22 protein-coding genes are annotated in these 21,983 nt (G+C 61.7%); 14 read left to right on the top strand and 8 right to left on the bottom strand.

The genetic code is table 11. The annotated features are described in order from the left end of the window. The first annotated feature begins 1 nt into the window (after position 1). The 12 genes from nuoK to PU133_RS13605 all read left to right on the top strand — a co-directional run bounded on the left by nuoK (position 2) and on the right by PU133_RS13605 (position 13,078). Positions 2-310, top strand: coding sequence for an NADH-quinone oxidoreductase subunit NuoK (gene nuoK / locus PU133_RS13660; protein ID WP_126010654.1), 309 nt, complete (start codon positions 2-4; stop codon positions 308-310). An 8-nt stretch (positions 311-318) separates the two neighbouring features. After that, positions 319-2,307 (top strand): NADH-quinone oxidoreductase subunit L, encoded by a 1,989-nt coding sequence (gene nuoL / locus PU133_RS13655; RefSeq protein ID WP_404862143.1) that lies wholly within the window; start codon positions 319-321, stop codon positions 2,305-2,307. Continuing rightward, the gene (locus PU133_RS13650; protein ID WP_404862142.1) at positions 2,307-3,812 is read left to right on the top strand and encodes an NADH-quinone oxidoreductase subunit M; all 1,506 of its coding nucleotides are present in this window, start codon (positions 2,307-2,309) and stop codon (positions 3,810-3,812) included. The genes nuoL and PU133_RS13650 overlap by 1 nt, the downstream gene beginning before the upstream one ends. A 16-nt stretch (positions 3,813-3,828) precedes the next feature. Then, positions 3,829-5,271: an NADH-quinone oxidoreductase subunit NuoN gene (gene nuoN, locus PU133_RS13645; protein WP_404862141.1), complete on the top strand. Its 1,443-nt coding sequence runs from the start codon at positions 3,829-3,831 to the stop codon at positions 5,269-5,271. An 8-nt stretch (positions 5,272-5,279) separates the two neighbouring features. Then, positions 5,280-6,113: a biotin--[acetyl-CoA-carboxylase] ligase gene (locus PU133_RS13640; RefSeq protein ID WP_404862140.1), complete on the top strand. Its 834-nt coding sequence runs from the start codon at positions 5,280-5,282 to the stop codon at positions 6,111-6,113. A gap of 68 nt (positions 6,114-6,181) precedes the next feature. Next, a complete protein-coding gene (locus PU133_RS13635) occupies positions 6,182-7,849 on the top strand; it encodes a ribonuclease J (protein WP_404862139.1) in 1,668 nt (555 codons plus the stop codon). A 13-nt stretch (positions 7,850-7,862) separates the two neighbouring features. Beyond that, positions 7,863-8,273: a methylmalonyl-CoA epimerase gene (gene mce, locus PU133_RS13630; protein ID WP_404862138.1), complete on the top strand. Its 411-nt coding sequence runs from the start codon at positions 7,863-7,865 to the stop codon at positions 8,271-8,273. A gap of 27 nt (positions 8,274-8,300) precedes the next feature. Then, positions 8,301-8,570 (top strand): DUF1467 family protein, encoded by a 270-nt coding sequence (locus PU133_RS13625; RefSeq protein ID WP_126010647.1) that lies wholly within the window; start codon positions 8,301-8,303, stop codon positions 8,568-8,570. 417 nt (positions 8,571-8,987) lie between these two features. Then, a complete protein-coding gene (gene proS, locus PU133_RS13620; protein WP_404862137.1) occupies positions 8,988-10,319 on the top strand; it encodes a proline--tRNA ligase in 1,332 nt (443 codons plus the stop codon). A gap of 84 nt (positions 10,320-10,403) precedes the next feature. Then, positions 10,404-11,669, top strand: a complete 1,266-nt coding sequence (locus PU133_RS13615; protein WP_404864542.1) for a lipoprotein-releasing ABC transporter permease subunit — start codon at positions 10,404-10,406, stop codon at positions 11,667-11,669. A gap of 26 nt (positions 11,670-11,695) precedes the next feature. After that, positions 11,696-12,388, top strand: a complete 693-nt coding sequence (locus tag PU133_RS13610; RefSeq protein ID WP_126010644.1) for an ABC transporter ATP-binding protein — start codon at positions 11,696-11,698, stop codon at positions 12,386-12,388. Between the two features lie 183 nt (positions 12,389-12,571). Further along, complete coding sequence (locus PU133_RS13605; RefSeq protein WP_404862136.1) at positions 12,572-13,078, top strand: hypothetical protein; 507 nt, start codon at positions 12,572-12,574, stop codon at positions 13,076-13,078. 21 nt (positions 13,079-13,099) lie between these two features. On the opposite strand, the gene PU133_RS13600 is transcribed toward PU133_RS13605, so the two are convergent. The 4 genes from PU133_RS13600 to PU133_RS13585 form a co-directional block, all read right to left on the bottom strand. Continuing rightward, on the bottom strand, positions 13,100-14,338 hold the full coding sequence (locus PU133_RS13600) for a L,D-transpeptidase family protein (RefSeq protein WP_404862135.1): 1,239 nt from the start codon (positions 14,336-14,338) through the stop codon (positions 13,100-13,102). A 98-nt stretch (positions 14,339-14,436) separates the two neighbouring features. After that, a complete protein-coding gene (locus PU133_RS13595) occupies positions 14,437-15,738 on the bottom strand; it encodes a DNA polymerase IV (RefSeq protein ID WP_404864541.1) in 1,302 nt (433 codons plus the stop codon). A 97-nt stretch (positions 15,739-15,835) separates the two neighbouring features. Continuing rightward, positions 15,836-16,492: a hypothetical protein gene (locus PU133_RS13590; protein WP_404862134.1), complete on the bottom strand. Its 657-nt coding sequence runs from the start codon at positions 16,490-16,492 to the stop codon at positions 15,836-15,838. 3 nt (positions 16,493-16,495) lie between these two features. After that, complete coding sequence (locus PU133_RS13585) at positions 16,496-16,807, bottom strand: DUF3572 domain-containing protein (protein ID WP_126010640.1); 312 nt, start codon at positions 16,805-16,807, stop codon at positions 16,496-16,498. A 108-nt stretch (positions 16,808-16,915) separates the two neighbouring features. Between PU133_RS13585 and PU133_RS13580 the strand changes: the two genes are divergently transcribed. After that, positions 16,916-17,287, top strand: a complete 372-nt coding sequence (locus tag PU133_RS13580; RefSeq protein WP_126010639.1) for a response regulator — start codon at positions 16,916-16,918, stop codon at positions 17,285-17,287. Beyond that, positions 17,284-18,651, top strand: coding sequence for a PleD family two-component system response regulator (locus PU133_RS13575; RefSeq protein WP_404862133.1), 1,368 nt, complete (start codon positions 17,284-17,286; stop codon positions 18,649-18,651). The genes PU133_RS13580 and PU133_RS13575 overlap by 4 nt, the downstream gene beginning before the upstream one ends. 544 nt (positions 18,652-19,195) lie before the next feature. Here PU133_RS13575 and rpmG read toward each other — a convergent pair. The 4 genes from rpmG to PU133_RS13555 form a co-directional block, all read right to left on the bottom strand. After that, positions 19,196-19,363 (bottom strand): 50S ribosomal protein L33, encoded by a 168-nt coding sequence (gene rpmG / locus PU133_RS13570; RefSeq protein ID WP_126010637.1) that lies wholly within the window; start codon positions 19,361-19,363, stop codon positions 19,196-19,198. A gap of 147 nt (positions 19,364-19,510) precedes the next feature. Continuing rightward, complete coding sequence (locus PU133_RS13565; RefSeq protein ID WP_404862132.1) at positions 19,511-20,677, bottom strand: MFS transporter; 1,167 nt, start codon at positions 20,675-20,677, stop codon at positions 19,511-19,513. 20 nt (positions 20,678-20,697) lie between these two features. Next, positions 20,698-21,432, bottom strand: coding sequence for an NUDIX hydrolase (locus tag PU133_RS13560; RefSeq protein ID WP_404862131.1), 735 nt, complete (start codon positions 21,430-21,432; stop codon positions 20,698-20,700). A gap of 15 nt (positions 21,433-21,447) precedes the next feature. Next, positions 21,448-21,897, bottom strand: a complete 450-nt coding sequence (locus tag PU133_RS13555) for a DUF983 domain-containing protein (RefSeq protein WP_404862130.1) — start codon at positions 21,895-21,897, stop codon at positions 21,448-21,450. Positions 21,898-21,983: the final 86 nt, after the last annotated feature.

Raw genomic sequence — 21,983 nt, 5'->3', positions numbered from 1 at the left:
CATGGAAATCGGGATTTCCCATTATCTGACGGTCGGCGCGCTGCTCTTCACGATCGGCGTCTTCGGCATCTTCCTCAACCGGAAGAACGTCATCGTCATTCTCATGTCGGTCGAACTGATCCTGCTCGCCGTCAACCTGAACCTGGTCGCCTTCTCCGCCTTCCTGAACGACATCGTCGGCCAAGTCTTTGCGCTGTTCATCCTGACGGTCGCTGCGGCGGAAGCGGCCATCGGCCTCGCCATCCTCGTCACGTTCTACCGCAACCGCGGCTCCATCGCGGTTGAAGACATCAACACGATGAAGGGCTGACCTGCGTCATGTATCACGCGATCGTCTTCCTGCCGCTGATCGGCGCCATCATCGCCGGGCTCTTTGGCCGCTCGCTGGGCGCCAAGGCCTGTGAGTACATCACGTCCGGCTTCCTGGTCTTTGCCGCGTTCCTGTCGTGGATTGCCTTTTTCTCTGTCGCTTATGGCGACACTGACGTCATCCGCGTTCCAGTGCTGCAGTGGATCCAGTCGGGCTCCATGTCCGTCGACTGGTCGTTCCGCATCGACACGCTGACGGCCGTCATGCTGGTCGTCGTCAACACCGTCTCGGCCTTGGTGCACATCTACTCGATCGGTTATATGCACCACGATCCGCATCGGCCGCGCTTCTTCGCGTATCTGTCGCTCTTCACCTTCGCCATGCTGATGCTGGTGACGTCGGACAATCTGCTGCAGATGTTCTTCGGATGGGAAGGCGTCGGTCTCGCCTCCTATCTGCTGATCGGTTTCTGGTACAAGAAGCCGACGGCCACGGCTGCGGCCATGAAGGCGTTCATCGTCAACCGCGTCGGCGATTTCGGCTTCGCGCTCGGCATCTTCGGCGTCTTCGTCCTGTTCGGTTCGATCAGCTTCGACACGATCTTTGCCGGTGCGGCCGACTTCATGCCGGTGGAGGGTGCAGACCCGGGTACGGAAGTCGTCTTGAACTTCCTCGGCTACAGCCTGACCCGTGCCGACGCGCTGACCGTCACCTGCCTGCTGCTCTTCATGGGCGCCATGGGCAAATCCGCCCAGTTCCTGCTGCACACCTGGCTGCCGGACGCCATGGAAGGCCCAACGCCGGTATCGGCGCTCATCCACGCAGCTACCATGGTTACCGCAGGCGTGTTTCTTGTCGCCCGCATGTCGCCCGTCTTCGAACTCAGCATCGATGCGCGCACGGTCGTCGTCATCATTGGCGCGATCACGGCCTTCTTCGCCGCCACCGTCGGTCTGGTCCAGAACGACATCAAGCGCGTCATCGCCTATTCGACCTGCTCGCAACTCGGCTACATGTTCGTGGCGCTCGGCATCGGCGCCTATGGCGCGGCGATCTTCCACCTCTTCACGCACGCCTTCTTCAAGGCACTGCTGTTCCTCGGCGCCGGCTCGGTCATCCATGCCGTATCGGACGAGCAGGACATGCGCCGCATGGGCGGGCTGCGCAAATACATCCCGCGCACCTACTGGATGATGATCATCGGCACGGTCGCGCTGACAGGCGTCGGCATCCCGGGCCTCTATTTCGGCACCGCCGGCTTCTTCTCCAAGGATGCGATCATCGAAAGCGCATTCGTCGCGGAGAATGCGGCTGCTGGCTTCGCTTTCACCATGCTGGTCATCGCCGCGCTCTTCACGAGCTTCTACTCCTGGCGCCTGATCTTCATGACCTTCCACGGCAAGCCGCGCGCCTCGGCCGATGTCATGCACCACGTGCATGAATCGCCTGCGATCATGATGGTGCCGCTCTATATCCTCGCGGTTGGCGCTCTGCTGGCCGGCATCCTGTTCCACAAGCAATTCTTCGGCGATTACTACGAGGGCTTCTGGCAGGGCGCGCTGTTCACGCTGCCGACCAACCAGATCCTGGAGGAGTTCCACCACGTTCCGTTCTGGGTGAAGCTGAGCCCCTTCATGGCCATGCTCATCGGCCTCGTGACCGCCTGGTACATGTATATCCGCTCGCCGGAAACGCCGAAGGAACTCGCCGCCCAGCATCGCGGGCTCTACCAGTTCCTTTTGAACAAGTGGTACTTCGACGAACTCTATGACTTCCTGTTTGTGCGCTCGTCCAAGGCGCTCGGCCGGTTCCTCTGGAAGGAGGGCGACGGGCGCGTCATCGACGGCTTCGGGCCGAACGGCGTCGCCGCGCGCGTTCAGGACGTGACGGGCCGCGTGGTCCGCCTCCAGTCCGGTTACCTTTATCATTACGCATTCGTCATGCTGATCGGCGTCGCTGCGCTCGTCACCTGGATGATGCTCGGGAGTGCCTTCTGATGACCGATTGGCCGATCCTTTCCACGGTCACATTTCTTCCGCTGGTCGGTGCTCTGCTGATCCTGATGATCCGGGACGATTCCGAGATCGGCCGGCGCAACATCCGCAATGTGGCACTGCTGGCGACGAGCTTCACCTTCGTGCTGTCGCTCTTCATCTGGATCAACTTCGACAGCGCCGAGCCGAACTTCCAGATGGTGGAGCGGGTCGAGTGGCTGGGTAGCGGCATCGCGTATCATATGGGCGTCGACGGAATTTCGATGCTGTTCGTCATCCTGACGACGTTCCTGATGCCGATCTGCATCCTCGCCAGCTGGCGGGTGGAGAAGCGCGTCAAGGAATATATGATCGCGTTTCTCGTGCTCGAGACGTTCATGATCGGCGTCTTCTGCGCGCTCGATATCGTTCTTTTCTACATCTTCTTCGAAGCCGGCCTCATCCCGATGTTCATCATCATCGGTGTCTGGGGTGGCAAGCGGCGTGTCTACGCCTCGTTCAAGTTCTTCCTGTACACGCTGCTCGGCTCGCTGCTGATGCTGCTCGCCATCATGGCGATGTACTGGGATGCCGGCACGACGGACATTCCGCTGCTGCTGAACCATGACTTCTCGGCAGAGATGCAGTTCTGGCTCTGGATCGCGTTCTTTGCGTCCTTCGCCGTGAAGATGCCGATGTGGCCGGTCCACACCTGGCTGCCGGATGCCCACGTCGAAGCCCCGACCGCTGGTTCGGTCATTCTGGCGGCGATCCTGCTGAAACTCGGCGGCTATGGCTTCATCCGTTTCTCACTCGCCATGTTCCCGCTGGCGTCCGCCGACTTCGCACCGCTCGTCTTTGCGCTCTCCGTCATCGCCATCATCTACACCTCGCTGGTGGCGCTGATGCAGGAAGACATCAAGAAGCTGATCGCCTACTCGTCCGTCGCCCATATGGGCTACGTCACGATGGGTATCTTCGCAGCCAACGCGCAAGGTCTTCAGGGCGCGATCTTCCAGATGCTGTCGCACGGCCTCGTATCCGGCGCGCTCTTCCTCTGCGTCGGCGTGATCTACGACCGGCTGCATACCCGCGAGATCGCGGCCTATGGCGGCCTCGTCAACAACATGCCGAAATACGCGCTGGTCTTCATGGTCTTCACCATGGCCAATGTCGGCCTGCCGGGCACGTCAGGCTTCGTCGGCGAGTTCCTGACCCTGATCGGCATTTTCCGCGTCAACACCTGGGTCGCTATCCTGGCCACGACCGGCGTCGTGCTATCGGCCGCCTATGCACTCTGGCTCTATCGCCGCATCATCTTCGGTGCGCTGGAGAAGGAGAGCCTGAAGGCGATGCTGGACCTCAGCCGCCGCGAGAAGGTCATCCTTTATCCGCTCGTCGCGCTCGTCATCTTCTTCGGCGTCTATCCTATGCCGATCCTCGATGTGACGGCGGCTTCGGTCGAAAATCTCTTGAACAACTATACGGCCGCGATCCAGTCCGCGGGCGATGTCGCCCTCTCGAACTGATGCTCCGAGGACCAAAATGACCGCTGAACTGCTGCTGCAAAGCATCCAACTGTCGATGCCGGAAATCATTCTGGCCGTCGGCGCCATGGCATTGCTCATGGTCGGCGTCTTTTCGGGCGAGCGCTCCACCAGCATGGTCACCGGCCTTGCAGTCGGCGTCCTGATCATTGCGGGACTGTGGCTCCTGCTGGTGACTGGCACGGGCAGCGCATTCGGCGGTGCGTTCCTCGCGGATCCATTCGCGAAGTTCATGAAGGTGCTGATCCTGATCGGCTCCATCACGGCGATGGTGATGTCCGTCGGGCAGGCGCGCGAGGAGCGGATCAACCGCTTCGAATTTCCGGTCCTGATCGTTCTCGCCACGCTCGGCATGATGCTGATGGTTTCCGCCAACAGCATGATCGCGCTCTATCTCGCGCTGGAGCTTCAGTCGCTCGCTCTCTACGTCGTCGCCGCGATCAATCGCGACAGCGTTCGTTCGACGGAAGCCGGCCTCAAATATTTCGTCCTCGGCGCGCTGTCGTCGGGCATGCTGCTCTATGGCGCTTCGCTGATCTACGGCTTCACAGGCCACACGGGCTTCCAGGAGATCGCGGCGGTGCTTGCAGCCGACGAGCGCTCGCTCGGCCTCGTCTTCGGTCTCGTCTTCGTCCTGGCAGGCCTCGCCTTCAAGATTTCGGCCGTGCCGTTCCACATGTGGACGCCGGACGTCTATGAAGGTGCACCGACGGCGGTCACGGCATTCTTTGCCGCCGCTCCGAAGGTCGCTGCCATGGCCATGCTGACCCGCATCGTCATCGAAGCCTTCGAGCCGATCACGCCGGACTGGCAGCAGATCATCGTTTTCGTTTCGATCGCCTCGATGATCCTCGGCGCCTTTGCCGCGATAGGTCAGCGCAACATCAAGCGCCTGATGGCCTATTCGTCGATTGGCCACATGGGCTACGCGCTGGTCGGCCTCGCCGCCGGCACGCAGGCAGGCGTATCGGGCGTTGCCCTCTACATGCTGATCTACATGGTGATGACGCTCGGCACCTTCGCCTGCATTCTTGCGATGCGGAAGAAGGATGAGGGCAATGTCGAGGAAATCGACGATCTTGCCGGGCTCGCCTCCACGCATCCCTTCATGGCGATGATGTTGACGATCCTCATGTTCTCGCTGGCCGGCATTCCGCCGCTCGCAGGCTTCTTCGCCAAGTATTTCGTCTTCGTTGCCGCCATCGAAGCCGAGCTCTATGCGCTGGCCGTCATTGGCGTGCTCGCATCGTGCGTCGGCGCCTATTATTACCTCCGGATCATCAAGATCATGTGGTTCGATGAAGCGACGGAAAGCTTCGTGCCGGCTTCTGGCGAACTGAAGCTTGTGTACGGCATCGCTGGCATCTTCACGCTGGGTTATCTGTTCATCGGCGGCCCGATCGGTGCTGCTGCGCAGGCAGCCGCCGCGTCGTTCTTTTGAGCCTGGGCGTGGCGGCCAAGCAAGCGCACTTCGCTCTGGCTCCAACGGCCGCCCAGTCGGGCTACCGCGTCAAAAGCTTCGAGACCGTCGGGTCGACCAATGCCGAGGCTCTCGATGCAGCGCGTGCCGGCGATACCGGCCGGTGCTGGTTCGTGTCCGATCATCAGCAAACCGGGCGAGGGCGCCGGGGTCGGCCATGGCAGACCGAGCGGGGAAACCTCGCGGCATCGCTTCTGATCGTGAATAATCTGGACCTGAAGGCAACGGCGACGCTCGGTTTCGTCGCGGGTCTGGCGTTGCACGATGCACTGAGCGCGCTGATCCCCGACGCGGACCTCGCCGTGGCCCTCGACGGTGACGCGCGGCGGCGGTTCGAGCTGAAATGGCCGAACGACGTTCTGGCCGGCGGCGCGAAGCTTTCCGGCATTCTTCTGGAGTCGACCAAGCTGCCGAATGGCCGCCAGGCCACATCGATCGGTTGGGGCGTCAACGTTGTCACCCATCCAGGCGATACCGAATTTCCAGCGACGTCTCTGCGGGCACTGGGCAGCAGCGCCGATGCGGGCGACGTTTTCCTCGCGCTCAGCGACGCTTGGGCCGAAAATCACGCCATCTGGAACGGTGCTTCGGGACTGGATGCCATTAGGTCGCGCTGGCTCGAGCGCGCAAGCGGGCTCGGCGGACAGGTCGCGGTCCGGATCGACGGACGGGTCGCGCGCGGTATATTCGAAACGATCGACAGCGATTGTCGCTTCGTCATCCGTGAAGATGACGGTCGCCTGACCCATATAACAGCCGGTGACGTGCATTTCGGCGCAGTCGCATCCGCGCGGGCAATCTAACCCTGCTTGAAGTTTGCGGAGCGTCGAGAATGCCGGTCGCGCCAGAACAAGGACATTGAAGAAGGCAAATGGCGAAACAGGACGAACTTGTATTTCTGCCGCTTGGCGGTGTCGGTGAGATCGGCATGAACCTGGGTCTTTACGGCTGGGGCCCTGTTGGCGCGCGCGAATGGCTGATGGTCGATTGCGGCGTGACCTTTCCAGGTCCCGACCTGCCGGGCGTCGACCTCGTCCTGCCAGATATCTCGTTCATCGAGGAAGAACGCGCCAATCTGCGTGGCATCGTCATCACGCACGCGCATGAGGATCATTACGGCGCGCTGTCGGATCTCTGGCCTGGGCTGAACTGTGCGGTCTACGCCACACCGTTCACGGCCGGCATGCTCGAAGCGAAGCGGTCCTACGAGCGCGAGCGCAATCCCGTGCCGATCACCGTCTACAAGCCGGGAGACCGCTTCACGGTCGGCCCGTTCCAGGTCGAGGCCATTCCGGTCAACCACTCGATCCCCGAACCGGTGTCGCTGGCGATCACGACGCCTGCGGGCACCGTCATCCATACGGGTGACTGGAAGATCGACGAGGAGCCGACGCTGCTGCCGAAGACCGACGCTCATCGCTTCCAGCAACTGGGCGATTCCGGCGTGCTGGCGATGATATGCGATTCGACGAATGCCATGCGCGAAGGCGTGTCGCCGTCGGAACGCGCCGTCAGCGACAGCTTACGCTCCATCATCGAGCGCGCCGAGGGCAGGGTGGCTATCACCACATTCGCCTCCAATGTCGGCCGCATTCGCTCGATCGCCGAAGCCGCACGCGACGCCGGGCGCCAGTGCCTGCTGCTCGGCTCTTCCATGAAGCGCGTTGCCGATGTTGCGACCGAAATCGGCTTGATGGATGACATCCCGCCCTTCATCGCCGAGGACGAGTTCGGCTATATCCCGCGCGACAAGGTCGTCGTGATCCTGACCGGAAGTCAGGGCGAGCCGCGCGCAGCACTCGCCAAGATCGCGCGCGACGAGATGCGCCACGTGGCGCTGACGGCCGGCGACACGGTCGTCTTTTCCTCCCGCACCATCCCGGGCAATGAGAAGGCGATTCTCGACATCATCAATGGTCTGGTCGATCAGGGCATCAAGATCATCACCGACGGCGCCGAACTTGTGCATGTGTCGGGCCACCCGCGCCGCTCGGAACTGCAGCAGATGTATTCCTGGGTGAAGCCGCAGATCCTCGTGCCCGTGCATGGCGAGGCAGCCCATCTCTCCGCGCATGCGGAACTTGCCAAAGCATCGGGCATCAAGCAGGTGCCGCGGCTTCGCAACGGCATGATGCTGCGCCTCTCGCCAGGGCCCGCCGAGATCATCGACGAAGCCCCGGTCGGCCGGATCTACAAGGATGGCCGACTGATCGGCGATCTGGAGGAGATGGCGATCGGCGAGCGTCGCAAGCTCTCCTTCGTCGGCCATGTCGTCGTCAACGTTCTTCTCGATGCGAAATACGAGCTCGATCGCGATCCAGAGATCATCACCCAGGGCGTCCCGGCCTTTGACGACGAAGGCGATGCCATCGCCGACCTTCTGGTCGATGCGGCGATTGGCGCGGTGGACTCCATCCCGCGCGCTCGGCGAAAAGACCTCGCGACCGTACGTGAGTCCGTGCGCCGGTCGGTGCGCGCCGAGGTCAACAACATCTGGGGCAAGAAGCCGGTGACCACCGTTCTCGTCACCCGGATTTAAGGGAGGAGACACCGTGCTGGGACGCTTGAACCACGTCGCGATCGCGGTGCCGAACATCGCCGCGGCAAGCGCGATCTATCGCGAGATGCTCGGTGCCGACGTGTCGGAGCCGCAGTCCTTGACGGACCACGGAGTGACGGTGGTCTTCGTCGATCTCGGCAACACCAAGGTCGAACTGCTTGAGCCGCTGGGTGAATCCTCGCCGATTGCGGCTTTTCTCGAGAAGAACCCGTCCGGCGGTATGCATCACATCTGCTATGAGGTCGAAGACATCTTCAAGGCGCGAGACCATCTGATCAAGGAGGGCGCGCGCGTCCTCGGTGATGGCAAGCCCAAGCTCGGCGCCCATGGCAAACCCGTCCTGTTTCTGCATCCGAAGGATTTCTGCGGGACGCTTGTCGAACTAGAACAGAGCGCGGCCTGAGCGCCGCCAAGCCAAGGCTTCCCTGCCATGTCCTTCTTTTCCGGATTTGCTGTCTATTTCATCATCTGGTGGGTCACGCTTTTTGCGGTTCTTCCGCTTGGCGTCCGCACGCAGGAAGAAGCGGGCGACATCACGCTGGGCACCACCGAAAGCGCGCCGTTCACCGCACAACTCGGGAAGAAGGCGCTGATCACCACTTTAGTATCCGGTGTGATTTTTGCGGTCTACTATGTGATCACGTCGGTTTACGGTCTATCCGTCGACAGCATCCCACGCATCGTTCCGGAATTCGGCTAGACGTCCGCGCCTGACGCCTCTGGTCGGAAAGCAAAAAAAAACAAGGCCAAAGCCTTGTTTTTTGAAGTCCCGCGTGATCGACCCGATTTCTCGGTGGCAGCGATTTAGCGCGCCGGCGACCTGATCCTCCCAAGACTTGACCGCGAATGGGCAGAAATTCATCGATCCCTGCCTCGTTTGTGGGCACAAGCTAGCGTAAGGGGATTTGAATGTCACCATCAATCTTCGAAAAACTGTCACATTTCGTCGCAGGGTTGTGATCGCTTCGTGAGCCAACGTCATTGCATTGGCTACCGATCCGGCGCGGCAGGGGGCCGGGTTCCATTCAATCCGCGAAGCCGCTATGAACGCGCGTCTTTCCATCGCCAATTCGCCTGATTCCGGGGCTAGCCCAATCAGGTCACACCTGGACACGCCATGCGCCTCTCACGCTACTTTCTTCCCATCCTGAAAGAGATTCCCAAGGAAGCGGAGATCGTTTCGCATCGCCTCATGCTGCGCGCGGGCATGATCCGCCAGCAGTCGGCCGGCATCTATTCCTGGCTGCCGCTCGGCAAGCGTGTGCTGGATCGTGTGAACGCGATCGTCCGTGAAGAGCAGAACCGCGCCGGCGCCATCGAGATCATGATGCCGACGATCCAGTCGGCGGATTTGTGGATGGAAAGCGGCCGCTACGACGATTACGGCAAGGAGATGCTGCGCATCGAGGATCGCCAGAAGCGCGCGATGCTCTACGGGCCGACCAATGAGGAGATGGTGACCGACATTTTCCGGTCCTATGTACGCTCCTACAAGAGCCTGCCGCTCAACCTCTACCATATTCAGCTGAAGTTTCGCGACGAGATCCGCCCGCGCTTTGGTACCATGCGCTCGCGCGAATTCATGATGAAGGATGCTTATTCCTTCGACATCGACAAGGCAGCAGCGGTTCATTCCTACAACAAGATGTTCGTTGCCTATCTGCGCACCTTCGCGCGGCTCGGCCTGAAGGCGATCCCGATGCGTGCCGATACCGGTCCTATCGGCGGCGATCTCAGCCACGAATTCATCATCCTGGCGTCGACGGGCGAGTCGGAAGTGTTCTGCCACCGCGATTTCATGGATTTCGAGATCCCTGGTGACGACACCGATTTCGACGACGTCGCCGGTCTCCAGTCGACCGTCGATCGCTGGACGTCGCTCTATGCCGCGACCTCCGAGATGCACGATGCAGACGCGTTTGCCGCTGTTCCGGAGCACTCAAAGGTTTCCGCGCGCGGCATCGAAGTCGGCCACATCTTCTATTTCGGTACCAAATATTCCGCTCCGATGAAGGCGACCGTGACTGGCCCGGACGGCAAGGATCACCCGGTTCACATGGGTTCCTACGGCATCGGCCCGACACGCCTCGTCCCCGCCATCGTTGAGGCGAGCCATGACGAGGGCGGCATCATCTGGCCGGCCGGCGTGGCGCCGTTCGATGCGGTCATCATTAACATGAAGGCCGGCGATCAGGCCTGTGATGCCGCGTGCGAACAGGTTTATGCGGCGATGACTGCCGCTGGACTGGACGTGCTGCTGGACGACACCGACGAACGGGCAGGCGGCAAGTTCGCAACGGCTGACCTGATCGGCGTGCCATTGCAGGTGATCGTCGGTCCGCGTGGCATTGCTTCCGGCGAGGTGGAAATCAAGACACGCAGCACGGGCGAGCGCGAGACGCTGCCGCTCGATGCGGCGATCAACCGACTGACTGCGACTGCAGGCTGAGCGCAACCGACGATCCAGGGGATAGCCGACATGAGTGACGCCACCGCCGTGCCGGACAATGCACCCGAGGAGCAGACGCGTCCCATGTCGCGCTCTGCCGGCGCCTTTTCGGCGTTCGAGCGCATGGTCGCCTGGCGCTATCTGCGCTCGCGCCGCAAGGAAGCGTTCATTTCGGTGATTGCCGGTTTCTCATTCGTCGGCATCGTTCTTGGCGTTGCCACGCTCATCATCGTCATGGCCGTGATGAACGGCTTCCGCACCGAACTGATCGACCGTATTCTCGGCATCAATGGTCACATGATCGTTCAGCCGATGGACCGACCGCTCGACGATTATCGGGATCTGGCTGCTCGTTTCGAAGGCGTTCAAGGCGTCGAGATGGCGATTCCCTTGGTTGAGGGGCAGACACTCGCTTCCGGCTTCCAGGGTGCGGGCACCGGCGCGATCGTCAAGGGCATCAGCGCGGACGACCTGACGCGCATGACGACGGTTTCGGAAAACATCCGGTCGGGCGATCTCGTTGGATTTGCCGCGGGGCAGGGCGTGCTGGTCGGATCGCGCATGGCCGAAGCGCTCGGTGTCGGCGCCGGCGATGACATTACGCTGGTGGCCCCCGATGGCGACATTACCCCGCTTGGCGTAACGCCGCGGGTCAAATCCTACCCGATTTCCGGTGTGTTCGAGATCGGCATGTCGGAATTCGATGCGGCGATCATCTTCATGCCGCTTGAGGAAGCGCAGCTCTACTTCAATGCCGAAGGTCTGGTTCAATCGATCGAGCTGTTCGTCCAAAACCCCGATTTGGTTCAGGACTACCGCGCGGCCATCGAAGAGGCAGCGGGTCGGCAGATCTTCGTGACCGATTGGCGCCAGCGCAACCAGACGTTCTTCTCGGCACTGGAAGTCGAGCGCAACGTGATGTTCATGATCCTCACGCTGATCGTGCTCGTTGCCGCGCTCAACATCATTTCTGGCCTGATCATGTTGGTGAAGGACAAGGGCCGCGATATCGCGATCCTGCGCACCATGGGCGCGACGTCGAGCTCGATCATGCGCATCTTCTTCATGACCGGCGCAGCCATCGGCGTCACCGGAACGATCGCGGGCGTCTTGCTCGGTGTCATCGTCTGCCTCAACGTGGAATCGATCCGCTGGTTCTTCTCGTGGCTGTCGGGCACGACGATCTTCGATCCGGAACTCTATTTCCTGTCGCAGCTGCCAGCCGAGATGGATCCGGGTGAGACGCTGTCGGTGATCCTGATGGCATTGCTGCTGTCCTTCATCGCCACGCTGTTCCCGGCCTGGCGCGCCTCACGCCTCGATCCCGTCGACGCTCTCCGCTACGAATAGACCTCCGAACAGAATAGAAAATCCGCATGGTCCTCGATACCGCACCCTATGTGCTGCAGCTTCAGCAGGTCGAACGGCACTACAACCAGGGCGACACCGAGCTCGCCATTCTGCGCGGTGCCGACTTTTCCTTGAAGCGCGGCGAAATCGTCGCACTCGTCGCGCCGTCGGGCGCTGGCAAGTCGACGCTGCTGCATGTCGCGGGTCTCCTGGAAAAGCCGGATGCCGGCGAGGTGCTTTTGGCCGGTGATCCCTGCTCCAACCTCACGGACGAGCAGCGGACCGATCGCCGGCGCAGCGATATCGGCTTCGTCTACCAGTTCCACCATCTGCTGCCCGAGTTCACGGCACTCGAAAACATCATGATGCCGCAGCTGATCGGCGGCCTGCCGGAAAAGGAAGCGTCGGAGCGCGCCGCGCAGCTTCTGGATTACATGCGCATCGGCCACCGCGCCGGCCACCGTCCGTCGGAGCTTTCCGGTGGCGAACAGCAGCGCGTGGCGATTGCCCGTGCCGTCGCCAATGCACCGCTGATCCTGCTTGCCGACGAGCCCACCGGCAATCTCGATCCCGAAACGGCCGGCTATGTCTTCGAGGCTCTGGAGGCACTGGTGCGTCAGTCCGGCCTCGCGGCATTGATTGCCACGCACAATCACGAACTGGCCGGTCTCATGGATCGCCGGGTGACGCTGAGCGAAGGCCTCGTCGTCGACTTTTAGAGAAGAAATCGCTTCATCTTTCGTGAAATTCAGCATGGCCAGGATCTGCGCCGTGCGCGTCAACACGCCTTTGTGATCTTCGCCGTCTTATCCCGCACGCATTGCTGCGCCAATTGGGATGCGGCGATCGATGAAGGGCACGCTCGTCAAATGACAAACGACACTCTGTCAGGAGACACGATCATGAAGCTTATTCTAGTCTTGGTGCCCGCCCTCGTCATCGGCGTGAGCCTTCCGGCAGCGGCCGAAGACACGGCATTCATTGAGGGGCTGTCGGGCTCTTGGGCCGGCGAGGGCACGGCGCGGCGCACTGCCGACAGCGACCCGGTTGGCGTGAACTGCCAGTTTACGTCCAGCGCCGAGGCCCAGAGTTTCAGTCTCGATGGCACCTGTCGCGCCATGGCAATCATCCGCCAGAACGTCTCGGCGCAGCTGACGAACACCAGTGGCACCAGTTATGAAGGCATATACACCGGTCCCCGCGGCGGACAGTCGGCGCTTTCGGGCGCCCGAAACGGCAACACGCTCGATCTTCAGGTCGCCTGGGCTCAGGAAGTCAATGGCGACAGCGAGGCACGCATGCAGGTGGAAGTGCCCGACCCGGATTCCATGATCATCCGCACGATCGACACCAGCCCCACAACGGGTGCCGAGGTCGTGACGAGCGAGATCAGCCTCAGCCGCCAGTAACCGGCGCGCTGTTCGTTCCCGTCATCCCCGCCGCGTCACCACGATGAAATCGGTGCCTTTGCCGGTTTCCGTGCCGAGGCCGTTGTCCGAGATGGCGAGCGACGAGCCGACCGTCAGCTCTCGCGACAGTCGATCGGAGATCGCTGGCGTGAGCTGCAGTCGGTCAAGCGTCGACGCTAGGTCGACTTGCGCGGCCGTCGGGGAGGCATCGGGTTCAAGTGCGGTCAATCCGGCGACCGAAGGGGCAGGCCGGTCCGACAAGGACAGGCCGTTCCACGTCGCCCTGCCAGCCGTGATGGCAGACACCGTGAGCAGATGCGCGCCCAGCGGGCGCTCCGGCGACTTCAAATGCACCGGCATGTCGAAAATCGGCACGAAGTCGCGCCGCGCATAGAGATGCCCGGCAGGCACGTCGCCCTTGCCCGCAGCTTCGTACAAGGCGTCGATATCGGCCTTCGCCAGATAGCCGGTCGGCGCAAGACCTGCTTCCTTTTGGAAGCGACGGAGCGCATCGGCGGTGCGTGGCCCGGCGAATCCATCGGTAGCACCGGCATCAAAACCAAGCGTGTTGAGCAGTTGCTGCGCATCCTGGGTAAGCTCGCGGTGGGTGCGGCGCGTGAGGAAGAGCCGCAGTGGCGATCGCGGAGGTTCGGCCGATCCTGCATCGTTTGCCGTTGCAGTCATCTGACCTGCAGATGCCACCTCGACCCCATCCGCATGCGGATCATGCGTGTCCAGCCGCAGTTCCAGATTGCCTGCCATCAGCCGATCGTATGGCGTGAGCGCGTCGGGCAGAGCACGATGTCGGATCGACTTAGGCCGGATGCTTTCGCGTGTGATGACAACATGGGCCTGCAGCTGCGTCATCGCGAAGAGGTCGCGAGCGAAGTCATTCGGCATGCGCACGCAGCCGTGGGAAGCTGCATAGCCGGGCACATGGTTCGAGGCGTGGAGCGCGATTCCGGACCAGGTCAGCCGCTGCATATGGGGCATCGGCGCATTGGAATAGATGTTCGAGCGGTGGAACGTGCGCTTGTCCAAGATCGAGAAGATGCCGGTCGGCGTCGTATGGCCAGCCTTGCCACTGGAAATCGGCGAGGAGGCAATCTCGTCAAGGCCGGAGAAAACAACGAGCCGCTGCGCATCGAGCGACACGCAGATCGTCAGCGGTTCCTTGCTGCTTGAAGCGACCGCTTCGCGAATGCCGCCGGACGCCAGCAGGGAAACGGACAGAAGGCCCAGAAAAGATCGTCGATCCATGATTTCTTACTCGATACAGACAAGGGATCGTCCTCAGTCTGCCCGAGATAGATTTCCGGAATCTTGCGATTGCCGAGTGATCCGTTAATCGGGAAAAATCAGGCGTCGTCACGTTCCGGGCGCCCGCGATTTCCTCGGCCGAACGTATAGCCCGTTTCAACGCTTGCCCGCCCGAACTTGGCGCGCACGCTGTCCATGGCGCTTTCTGCCACGGCCCGGCGGCCTGCCAGAGGATCGACGAGATCAGGAATGTCCGCGCGGGCAAGGTCGGTGAGGTCGGAAACGCCGATCCCGAGCAGCCGGAATTTCGTTCCGTCCATTTCCTTCTCCAGCAGGGAAAGTCCGGTGCGGAAGATCCGATCGGCATAACGCGTCGGGTCATCCAGACGCCTATTGCGGGTGCGAATGCGAAAATCGGCCGTCTTCAACTTCAGCACCACGGTCTGCCCGGCGATGCCCGATGCCTTCAATCGATGGGCGACCGTTTCCGACAGCGAGCGCAGAACCGGCACGAGATCGTCGGGACGGCCGAGATCGCTGTTAAATGTTGTTTCCGCCGAAACGCTCTTGGCAGCCTCGCGGGGTTCGACGACCCGCTCGTCGCGCCCGCGTGAGAGCCGGTAGAGCCGTTGCCCCATGGAGCCGTAGCGCGCCATGAGAACGCCTTCCTCCATGCGTTGCAACTGGCCGATCGAGCGGATGCCGTCGGCGGCAAGCTTGTCGGCGAAGGCTTTGCCCACGCCCCAGATCATCGTCACGGGCTTATCGGCCAGAAACTCGAGTGCCTCGGCTTCGCCGATCACCGCAAAGCCCCGCGGCTTGTCGAGATCGGACGCGACCTTGGCGAGAAACTTGCAGTAGGAAAGCCCCACCGAAACCGTAATCCCGATCTCGTTCTGCACCCGCGTCGCAAAGCGCGCCAAGGTGCGGGCAGGACTGTCCCGGTGCAGCTTTTCCGTGCCGGTGAGGTCAAGAAATGCTTCATCGATCGAGATCGGCTGAACGAGCGGCGTCAGCGCTTCCATCATCCGCCGCACCTCGCGACCGACCGCGACGTATTTCTCCATGTTCGGCTTGATGACGACCGCTTCGGGGCAGGCCTCGAGCGCCTTGAACATCGGCATGGCCGAGCGAACACCGGAGATGCGGGCGATATAGCAGGCCGTTGACACGACACCGCGCTTGCCGCCGCCGATGATCACCGGCTTATCGGCAAGCTCCGGGTTGTCGCGCTTTTCCACCGCTGCATAAAAAGCGTCGCAATCAATATGGGCGATCGACAGACGGTCGAGCTCGGCATGACGCACAATGCGCGGGCTGCCGCACGCCTGGCAAAACCGGCCGCGCGAAACGGCCGGCCGCAGGCAATCGCGGCAGAAGCTCAAGACGGCGTCACCCATGGCGCGAGACTGTGGTCCTCTGGAACATAAGTTGAACACCTGCACGATAAGCGCTAGCGTTCAGATGCTCAAGACGTCGGGTTAGCGAGTCGGAGCGTCAATTCTCAAGAAATTCGAGGATCAGATCACGCGTCTCGTTCCAGTCCTTCGCCATCGCGACCTTCTCGCCAGGATGCGGCGCCAGAGCGCGGAATGTGTCGTTGGCCATCAGGTTGATGAGGAGAGCGTTCGGCAGCCGGTCGCGCACGGAGTGCAGATTGTGGAAGATGTCGTCGATGAACACGACCTTAGTGTCGCGATCCCCGTGAATGAGATGAAGCACCGTGCCTTTTTCGTCCTCGGTCGCAATCATCGGGTAGGACATGTCGTGCGCGTCGAGCAGAGCGCGCCGAACGGCGAAATGGCGCGGCGGCATCGCCGTCAGAAAGACGATGTCCGCGTGGTGCTTCAATACGGCGAGCGTTTCGGCGGCGCTGGCAACCGGTGTTTGCCAATCATGCTGCTCGACGAAGAACGCCTCGATGCTGGCCGAGATGTCCCGATCCGAGACAGGCGTGCCATCGTCACGCCGGCAGACATTGCCGTGCAACCGGAACGACGAGGGGCGCAGCTCCAGGCCCTTGTTCTCGAGGTAGGCGATGAAGGGCGTGACGAATTCGAGCACGACTTCATCGACATCGCAGACGATCAGAGGGCGGCTGGAACGCGCAACCCAGTCGAACTGGGCAAGATCTTCGGGAAGGACAGCTGGCATCGGTCAGAAGCTGTTGGTGTCGAGGCCAGGCGGGCCGGACAGCGCCCGGTGGGCGCGTGCGACGTGCTCGGGCTTTTCGCCGGTCGCCGCGCAGAAATCCATCAAGGTCCGCTCGTGGTCCATGAGGAAGTCGATCAGCGCCAGATGAAAGCCAGGCTCACCGGCCGACTGGCGCAGGGTCGAAACGCTCATGCCGGTCAGCGACAGAAAGCGGCCGAGAAGCTCCGGTTCGTTCGCCAGCCAGCCAAGTATAGAAATCGCGATCGTCTCGGCTTCAGTCCCGTCTTTTCCGGGTTGTGTTGCATTTGATGCCAAGAGTTTGCTTTTCCTCAACCAGATGCCGATACGGTAGAACAGTGAAGGGAGCGGCTTTCGCCGGCGACGAGACGTCCAAGCCGAGGTGAACCGCTGATGGGAGTATCTATGCCCAAGACCGTTTTGATTGTCGAGGACAACGAGCTGAACATGAAGCTGTTCCGCGACTTGATCGAGGCGTCCGGCTACGAGACCATCCAGACCCGCAACGGGACCGAAGCGGTCGATCTTGCCCGCGCCCACCGCCCCGATTTGATCCTCATGGACATCCAGCTTCCGGAAGTCTCCGGCCTCGACGTCACAAAATGGCTGAAGGCCGATGACGAGCTTCACTCGATCCCGGTCATCGCCGTCACGGCTTTTGCCATGAAGGGAGACGAGGAGCGCATCCGTCAGGGCGGTTGCGAGGCCTATATTTCGAAGCCGATCTCCGTGCCGCGCTTTCTCGAAACGATAAAGACCTATCTGGGTGAGGCATGACCGCGCGCATTCTCGTCGTCGATGACGTCCCGGCCAACGTCAAGCTTCTCGAAGCCAGGCTGCTCGCCGACTATTTCGAAGTTCTGACCGCCGTGGACGGCCCGAGCGCGCTCAATGTCTGCGCCGCGACACAGGTCGACCTCATCCTGCTCGACATCATGATGCCCGGCATGGATGGCTTCGAGGTCTGCGAGCGGCTGAAGGCGAACCCGCGCACCGCACATATTCCGGTGGTGATGGTGACGGCGCTCGATCAATCGGAAGATCGGGTGAGGGGGCTTCGTGCAGGTGCCGACGAGTTCCTGACCAAGCCAGTCAACGACATCCAGCTCATGACACGGGTGCGCAGCCTGCTGCGCCTGAAGGCGCTTGGCGACGAGCTGCGCATGCGCGCCGAGACCGCTGAGCTGATTGGAACGCAGGATCTGATCAACGGCGTTGACGGAATCGACAAGGCCCATGTCCTGCTCGTCGATGAACGCGTCAGTGCCCAGGAGCGCGTCACCCGCATGCTTGCACCGATCGCCGAGGTGGTGTGCATGTCGGATCCGCAGGCCGCGCTGTTCGAAGCGGCGGAACGGCCTTACGATCTTGCCATTATCAGCGACAATTTCACCAATTACGATCCGTTGCGGCTTTGCTCGCAGCTGCGCTCGGTGGAGCGCACGCGCTTCTTGCCGGTGATGCTGATGGCTGAAGCTGGTTCGCAGGCTCTCGTCACGCGCGCGCTCGAACTCGGCGTCAACGATTACATCCAGCGCCCTATCGACCCGCACGAGCTTCTGGCGCGTGCCAACACCCAGATCAAGCGCAAGCGCTACAACGATCACTTGCGCAGCAGCGTGCGCGCCACGATCGAACTGGCCGTCACCGATGCTTTGACGGGCCTCTACAACCGACGTTATCTCGACACCCACATGCCTGTTCTGGTCGAGCGCTCGAGCAAGCGGGAAAGACCGCTTTCCGTCTGCATGATCGATCTCGATCGCTTCAAGTCGATCAACGACAACTTCGGGCATCAGGCCGGCGACGATGTGCTGCGGGAACTGTCGCGCCGCATCAAGCAAGCCGTGCGCGGTGCCGATCTCGCCTGCCGTTATGGGGGCGAAGAGTTCGTTGTCGTAATGCCGGATACCGACGGTACCCTAGCCGCAGCTGTCGCCGAGCGCCTACGCGTCAGCATCGAGGCCGTGCCCTTTCGGGTCAACGGCCGCGCCGAGCCTCTCTCGGTCACTGCCTCGCTCGGCATCGCGACGCTCAAGGATGGTGAAGCGGCTGCAAGCAGCGTCTTTCAGCGCGCGGACGAAGCGCTCTACACGGCCAAGCGCAGCGGTCGCAACCGTGTGGTCGCAGCAGCAGCCTAGACCTGCTCTCATCCATTTCGTTGTTGCGTGGAAAAAATTATGTATCGCTTGTGACGAAAGCGTCAGAGTGGATCGTGAAGCCGGCCGAGCACCACGTCAGTGTCACTAGACTTGGTGCTTATAACTGTAAAAAATTCTATACACGGTTCTGCAGGTATCGGACGTCGCTTACAGCCCCCACGATTAACCAAGGTCCGGTGCGCTTTAGAAAGTGCTTAACGCAAGATTGATTTCCTAGGGTTTTTGGGCGAAGCTTCAAGGGTGAGGCGTTGGGACACTTCACCTAAAAAGATAACCCCGTGATGTTCAGGTCCGCCGCATCTCCTGGGTCATGGGGTCGGTCGATCAGAGCGCTCGATCAAACGTGGCATCCTCGTACCACGTCGAGCGCCTGATCGACCCCTTTTTGTTGGCGCGGCCACCAGCTGTCCAGTCACTCACGTCACCAAGTTATCTTCGAAACGACAAAACCCCGGACGCAAAGTCCAGGGTTTCCAATGCTCATCCGACGAAGTCCACGCGGCGTGCCGCGCAGAACGAAGACTTACTTGATCTTCGTTTCCTTGAACTCGACGTGCTTGCGCGCGATCGGGTCGTACTTCGTCTTGTTCATCTTGTCGGTCATGGTACGGCTGTTCTTCTTCGTGACGTAGAAGAAGCCGGTGTCTGCCGTCGAAAGCAGCTTGATCTTGATTGTGGTTGCCTTGGCCATGGGAATTCCTGCTCGTCAAAAACGACGCCGCGGACAGCCGAAGGGCTCCACGGCGCGAGAAACTTGGGGCGATACCTACTGATTGTCCCGCGGATGTCAAGGTCGATTGGGCCCCGAAGGTCGTGTTGGAGCCTTGTACCCAGGGTTTCAGCCCCGCGCGGGTCCGAAAATCATACGCCCGAGCGTCAGGAGCACGTAGAGGCTGAAGAAGAATCCAAGCGCAATCGCGAATCCATCCGTCCCGAAGATGTCCATGGCGATTCCGATAGTCTGCGGCCCGATAAGAGCACCGAGCGCGTAGCAGAGGATGAAGGCGGCATTGGCGGCTGCAAGATCGGCGCCTTTGAGCGAGGCGCCAAGATGGGTCAGGCCGACCGTGTAGAGCCCGCAAACGACGCCGCCCCACACGAAGAGCACCGCCGCCATCAGCCACCAGCCTCCCACTATGAACGGCAGTGCGGCAGAGCCTGCAAGCCCGATCAGAGCCAGCAGCGTCAGCAAGATGCGCCGGCTCTTCACCCGGTCGGCAACGAGGCCGATTGGGATCTGCAGCAGCACGTTGCCAAGGCCGATCGCCGTAAGCAGAAGCGCACCTTCCGATTCGGTGAAGCCGGTGCGCGCCGCATAGATGGGGAACAGCGCCAGCCCGCCCGCTTCGACGGCACCGAAGACGAAGACGGCGGCAGTAGCCGTCGGCACCAGAAAGACGTAGCGCAGGAAACTGCGCCGCGGCTTCTCTTCGATCCGCGGCGCTTCGTTGCGCGCCAGCGCGATGGGAATGACCGCCGCGAGCACAATGGCGGCGCCGGCCGCAAAGGGCAGCATCCCCTGGCTCCCGATCACGGCGAAGATCAGCGGGCCGGTGGCAAAACCAAGAGCCAGAACGGTGCCATAGACACCAAGCACGAGCCCGCGCCGCTCCGGCGGTGCCGCGGCGTTGATCCAGAATTCCGACAGGATGAACACGATGGTGACGGCACCGTGGAACACCACGCGAAGCGGAAACCATGTCCAGAAGGGTTCTGCAATATAGAAGCAAAGGCCGCTTGCCGCAGCGAGGCAGAGCATCACGATCATGGTGCGCGCGACGCCGAACCAGCGCGCAAGCTTTGGTGCAAGCGGTGCGGCCGCGATCGATGCCAAGCCGGCAAACGCCGTATTGAAGCCGATCATCGAGGAGGAGATGCCGCGTCGCTCCATGATGACACTGAGCAGCGGCAGGCCAAGGCCGATGGCAACGCCGACAGCGCCGATGGCCGCAAGCGCAGCGATCAACGAAGACCACCGGATCGTCGTACCGACCTCGGACCGCATGGTGTTGCTCCGCATGGAATTCAGATGATGTCGCGCACGAAGGTGCCGTGCTTCACGTAGTAGAAGGGGACCGGTTGATCGAAAGGCAGGTCTGGCTGCGCGCCCAGCGCATCCTGGAGATCGCCGATGATCGTGCGGGTAATGCGCGGCAATTGCATCCGGTCGATATCGTCGAACCCGATCCAGGTGAGATCCTGAAGTTCCTCGCTGTCGGAAACGTCCTTCGGGTCGGCGCCGATCTCGTCGAGGAAACAGGCGAAGAACCGCGTGTCGAACCGCCGGCTCTGTCGCGGTGGCGTGATTGCCCGCGCGACGTAGCGAAGGGATGAGAGGTCCGGTGCCAGCCCGCGCTCGGAGAAACCGGACCAGTTGGAATGGAGACCGACCTTGCCGTTGCCGGCAATCATGAGCCCGGCCTCTTCCGACGTCTCGCGAACGGCGGCAACCGCCAGCGCCTGCGCCCGAGCGGCGGTCATGGCACGATCGGTCCTCGCCATGAGGCGCTCCGTCACGGTCTCTTTCAGCGGTCTGGCGACGCCGACCCGCGAATCGGCGCGATCGCGACGACCACCGGGAAACACGTAGAAATTGGGCATGAAGGTGTGGGCGCGAGCGCGCTTGCCGACGAGAAATCGGATCTCAGGACCAGCACGATCGATGAGTATGATCGAAGCGGCATCCTTCGGCCTCAGCAGGGGATGCTCGTTCGAGGTGATATAGCGTGTGCCAACTCGGGGCGCCTGGTCGCGCGCCATGCCAGTCATGTTCCGTCAGGTCCGGCTCTCATCGGGCACCTCGTCCAGCGGATCGTCCTCGCCGCCGAAGCCATGCATACGCAAGGCCCATTGCAGACCGATGACGCCACCTTTCAGCGGCTGCATGCTCGCCACCGTCAGGATCAGTGTCACCGGGATCCAGAACGCAAGCGCCTGCCACGACGTCCAGTCGACGACGCGTTCCCCGAACATGTAGCCGGCAACCACAACGTGGCCGACGATGAAGATCGCGAGATAGGGCGGCAGGTCGTCGGAGCGGTGGTGATGCATCGCTTCGCCGCACGAAGCGCAGTAATCTACAGGCTTCAGGAACGCGCGGAACAGCTTTCCTTCGCCACAGGCCGGACAGCGAGACTTCAAGCCACGCATGATCGACCCGCCAAGCGCGCGAGGAGCGCCATCATGCCGGTCGTCTGCCGCGTGCGATTGTCCGAAAGTCTGCATGATCGAAGGTCTCTGTTCTGAACCCGGGCGCTGATGGACCATATAGGCGCGAACGGTGCCGATGTCGCCCCTCTCAGCTTTTTCGG

Source organism: Georhizobium sp. MAB10, from assembly GCF_045012825.1.
In the GTDB taxonomy this organism is placed as follows: Bacteria; Pseudomonadota; Alphaproteobacteria; order Rhizobiales; family Rhizobiaceae; genus Georhizobium; species Georhizobium profundi.
This window is presented reverse-complemented; position numbering and strand designations above follow the sequence as displayed.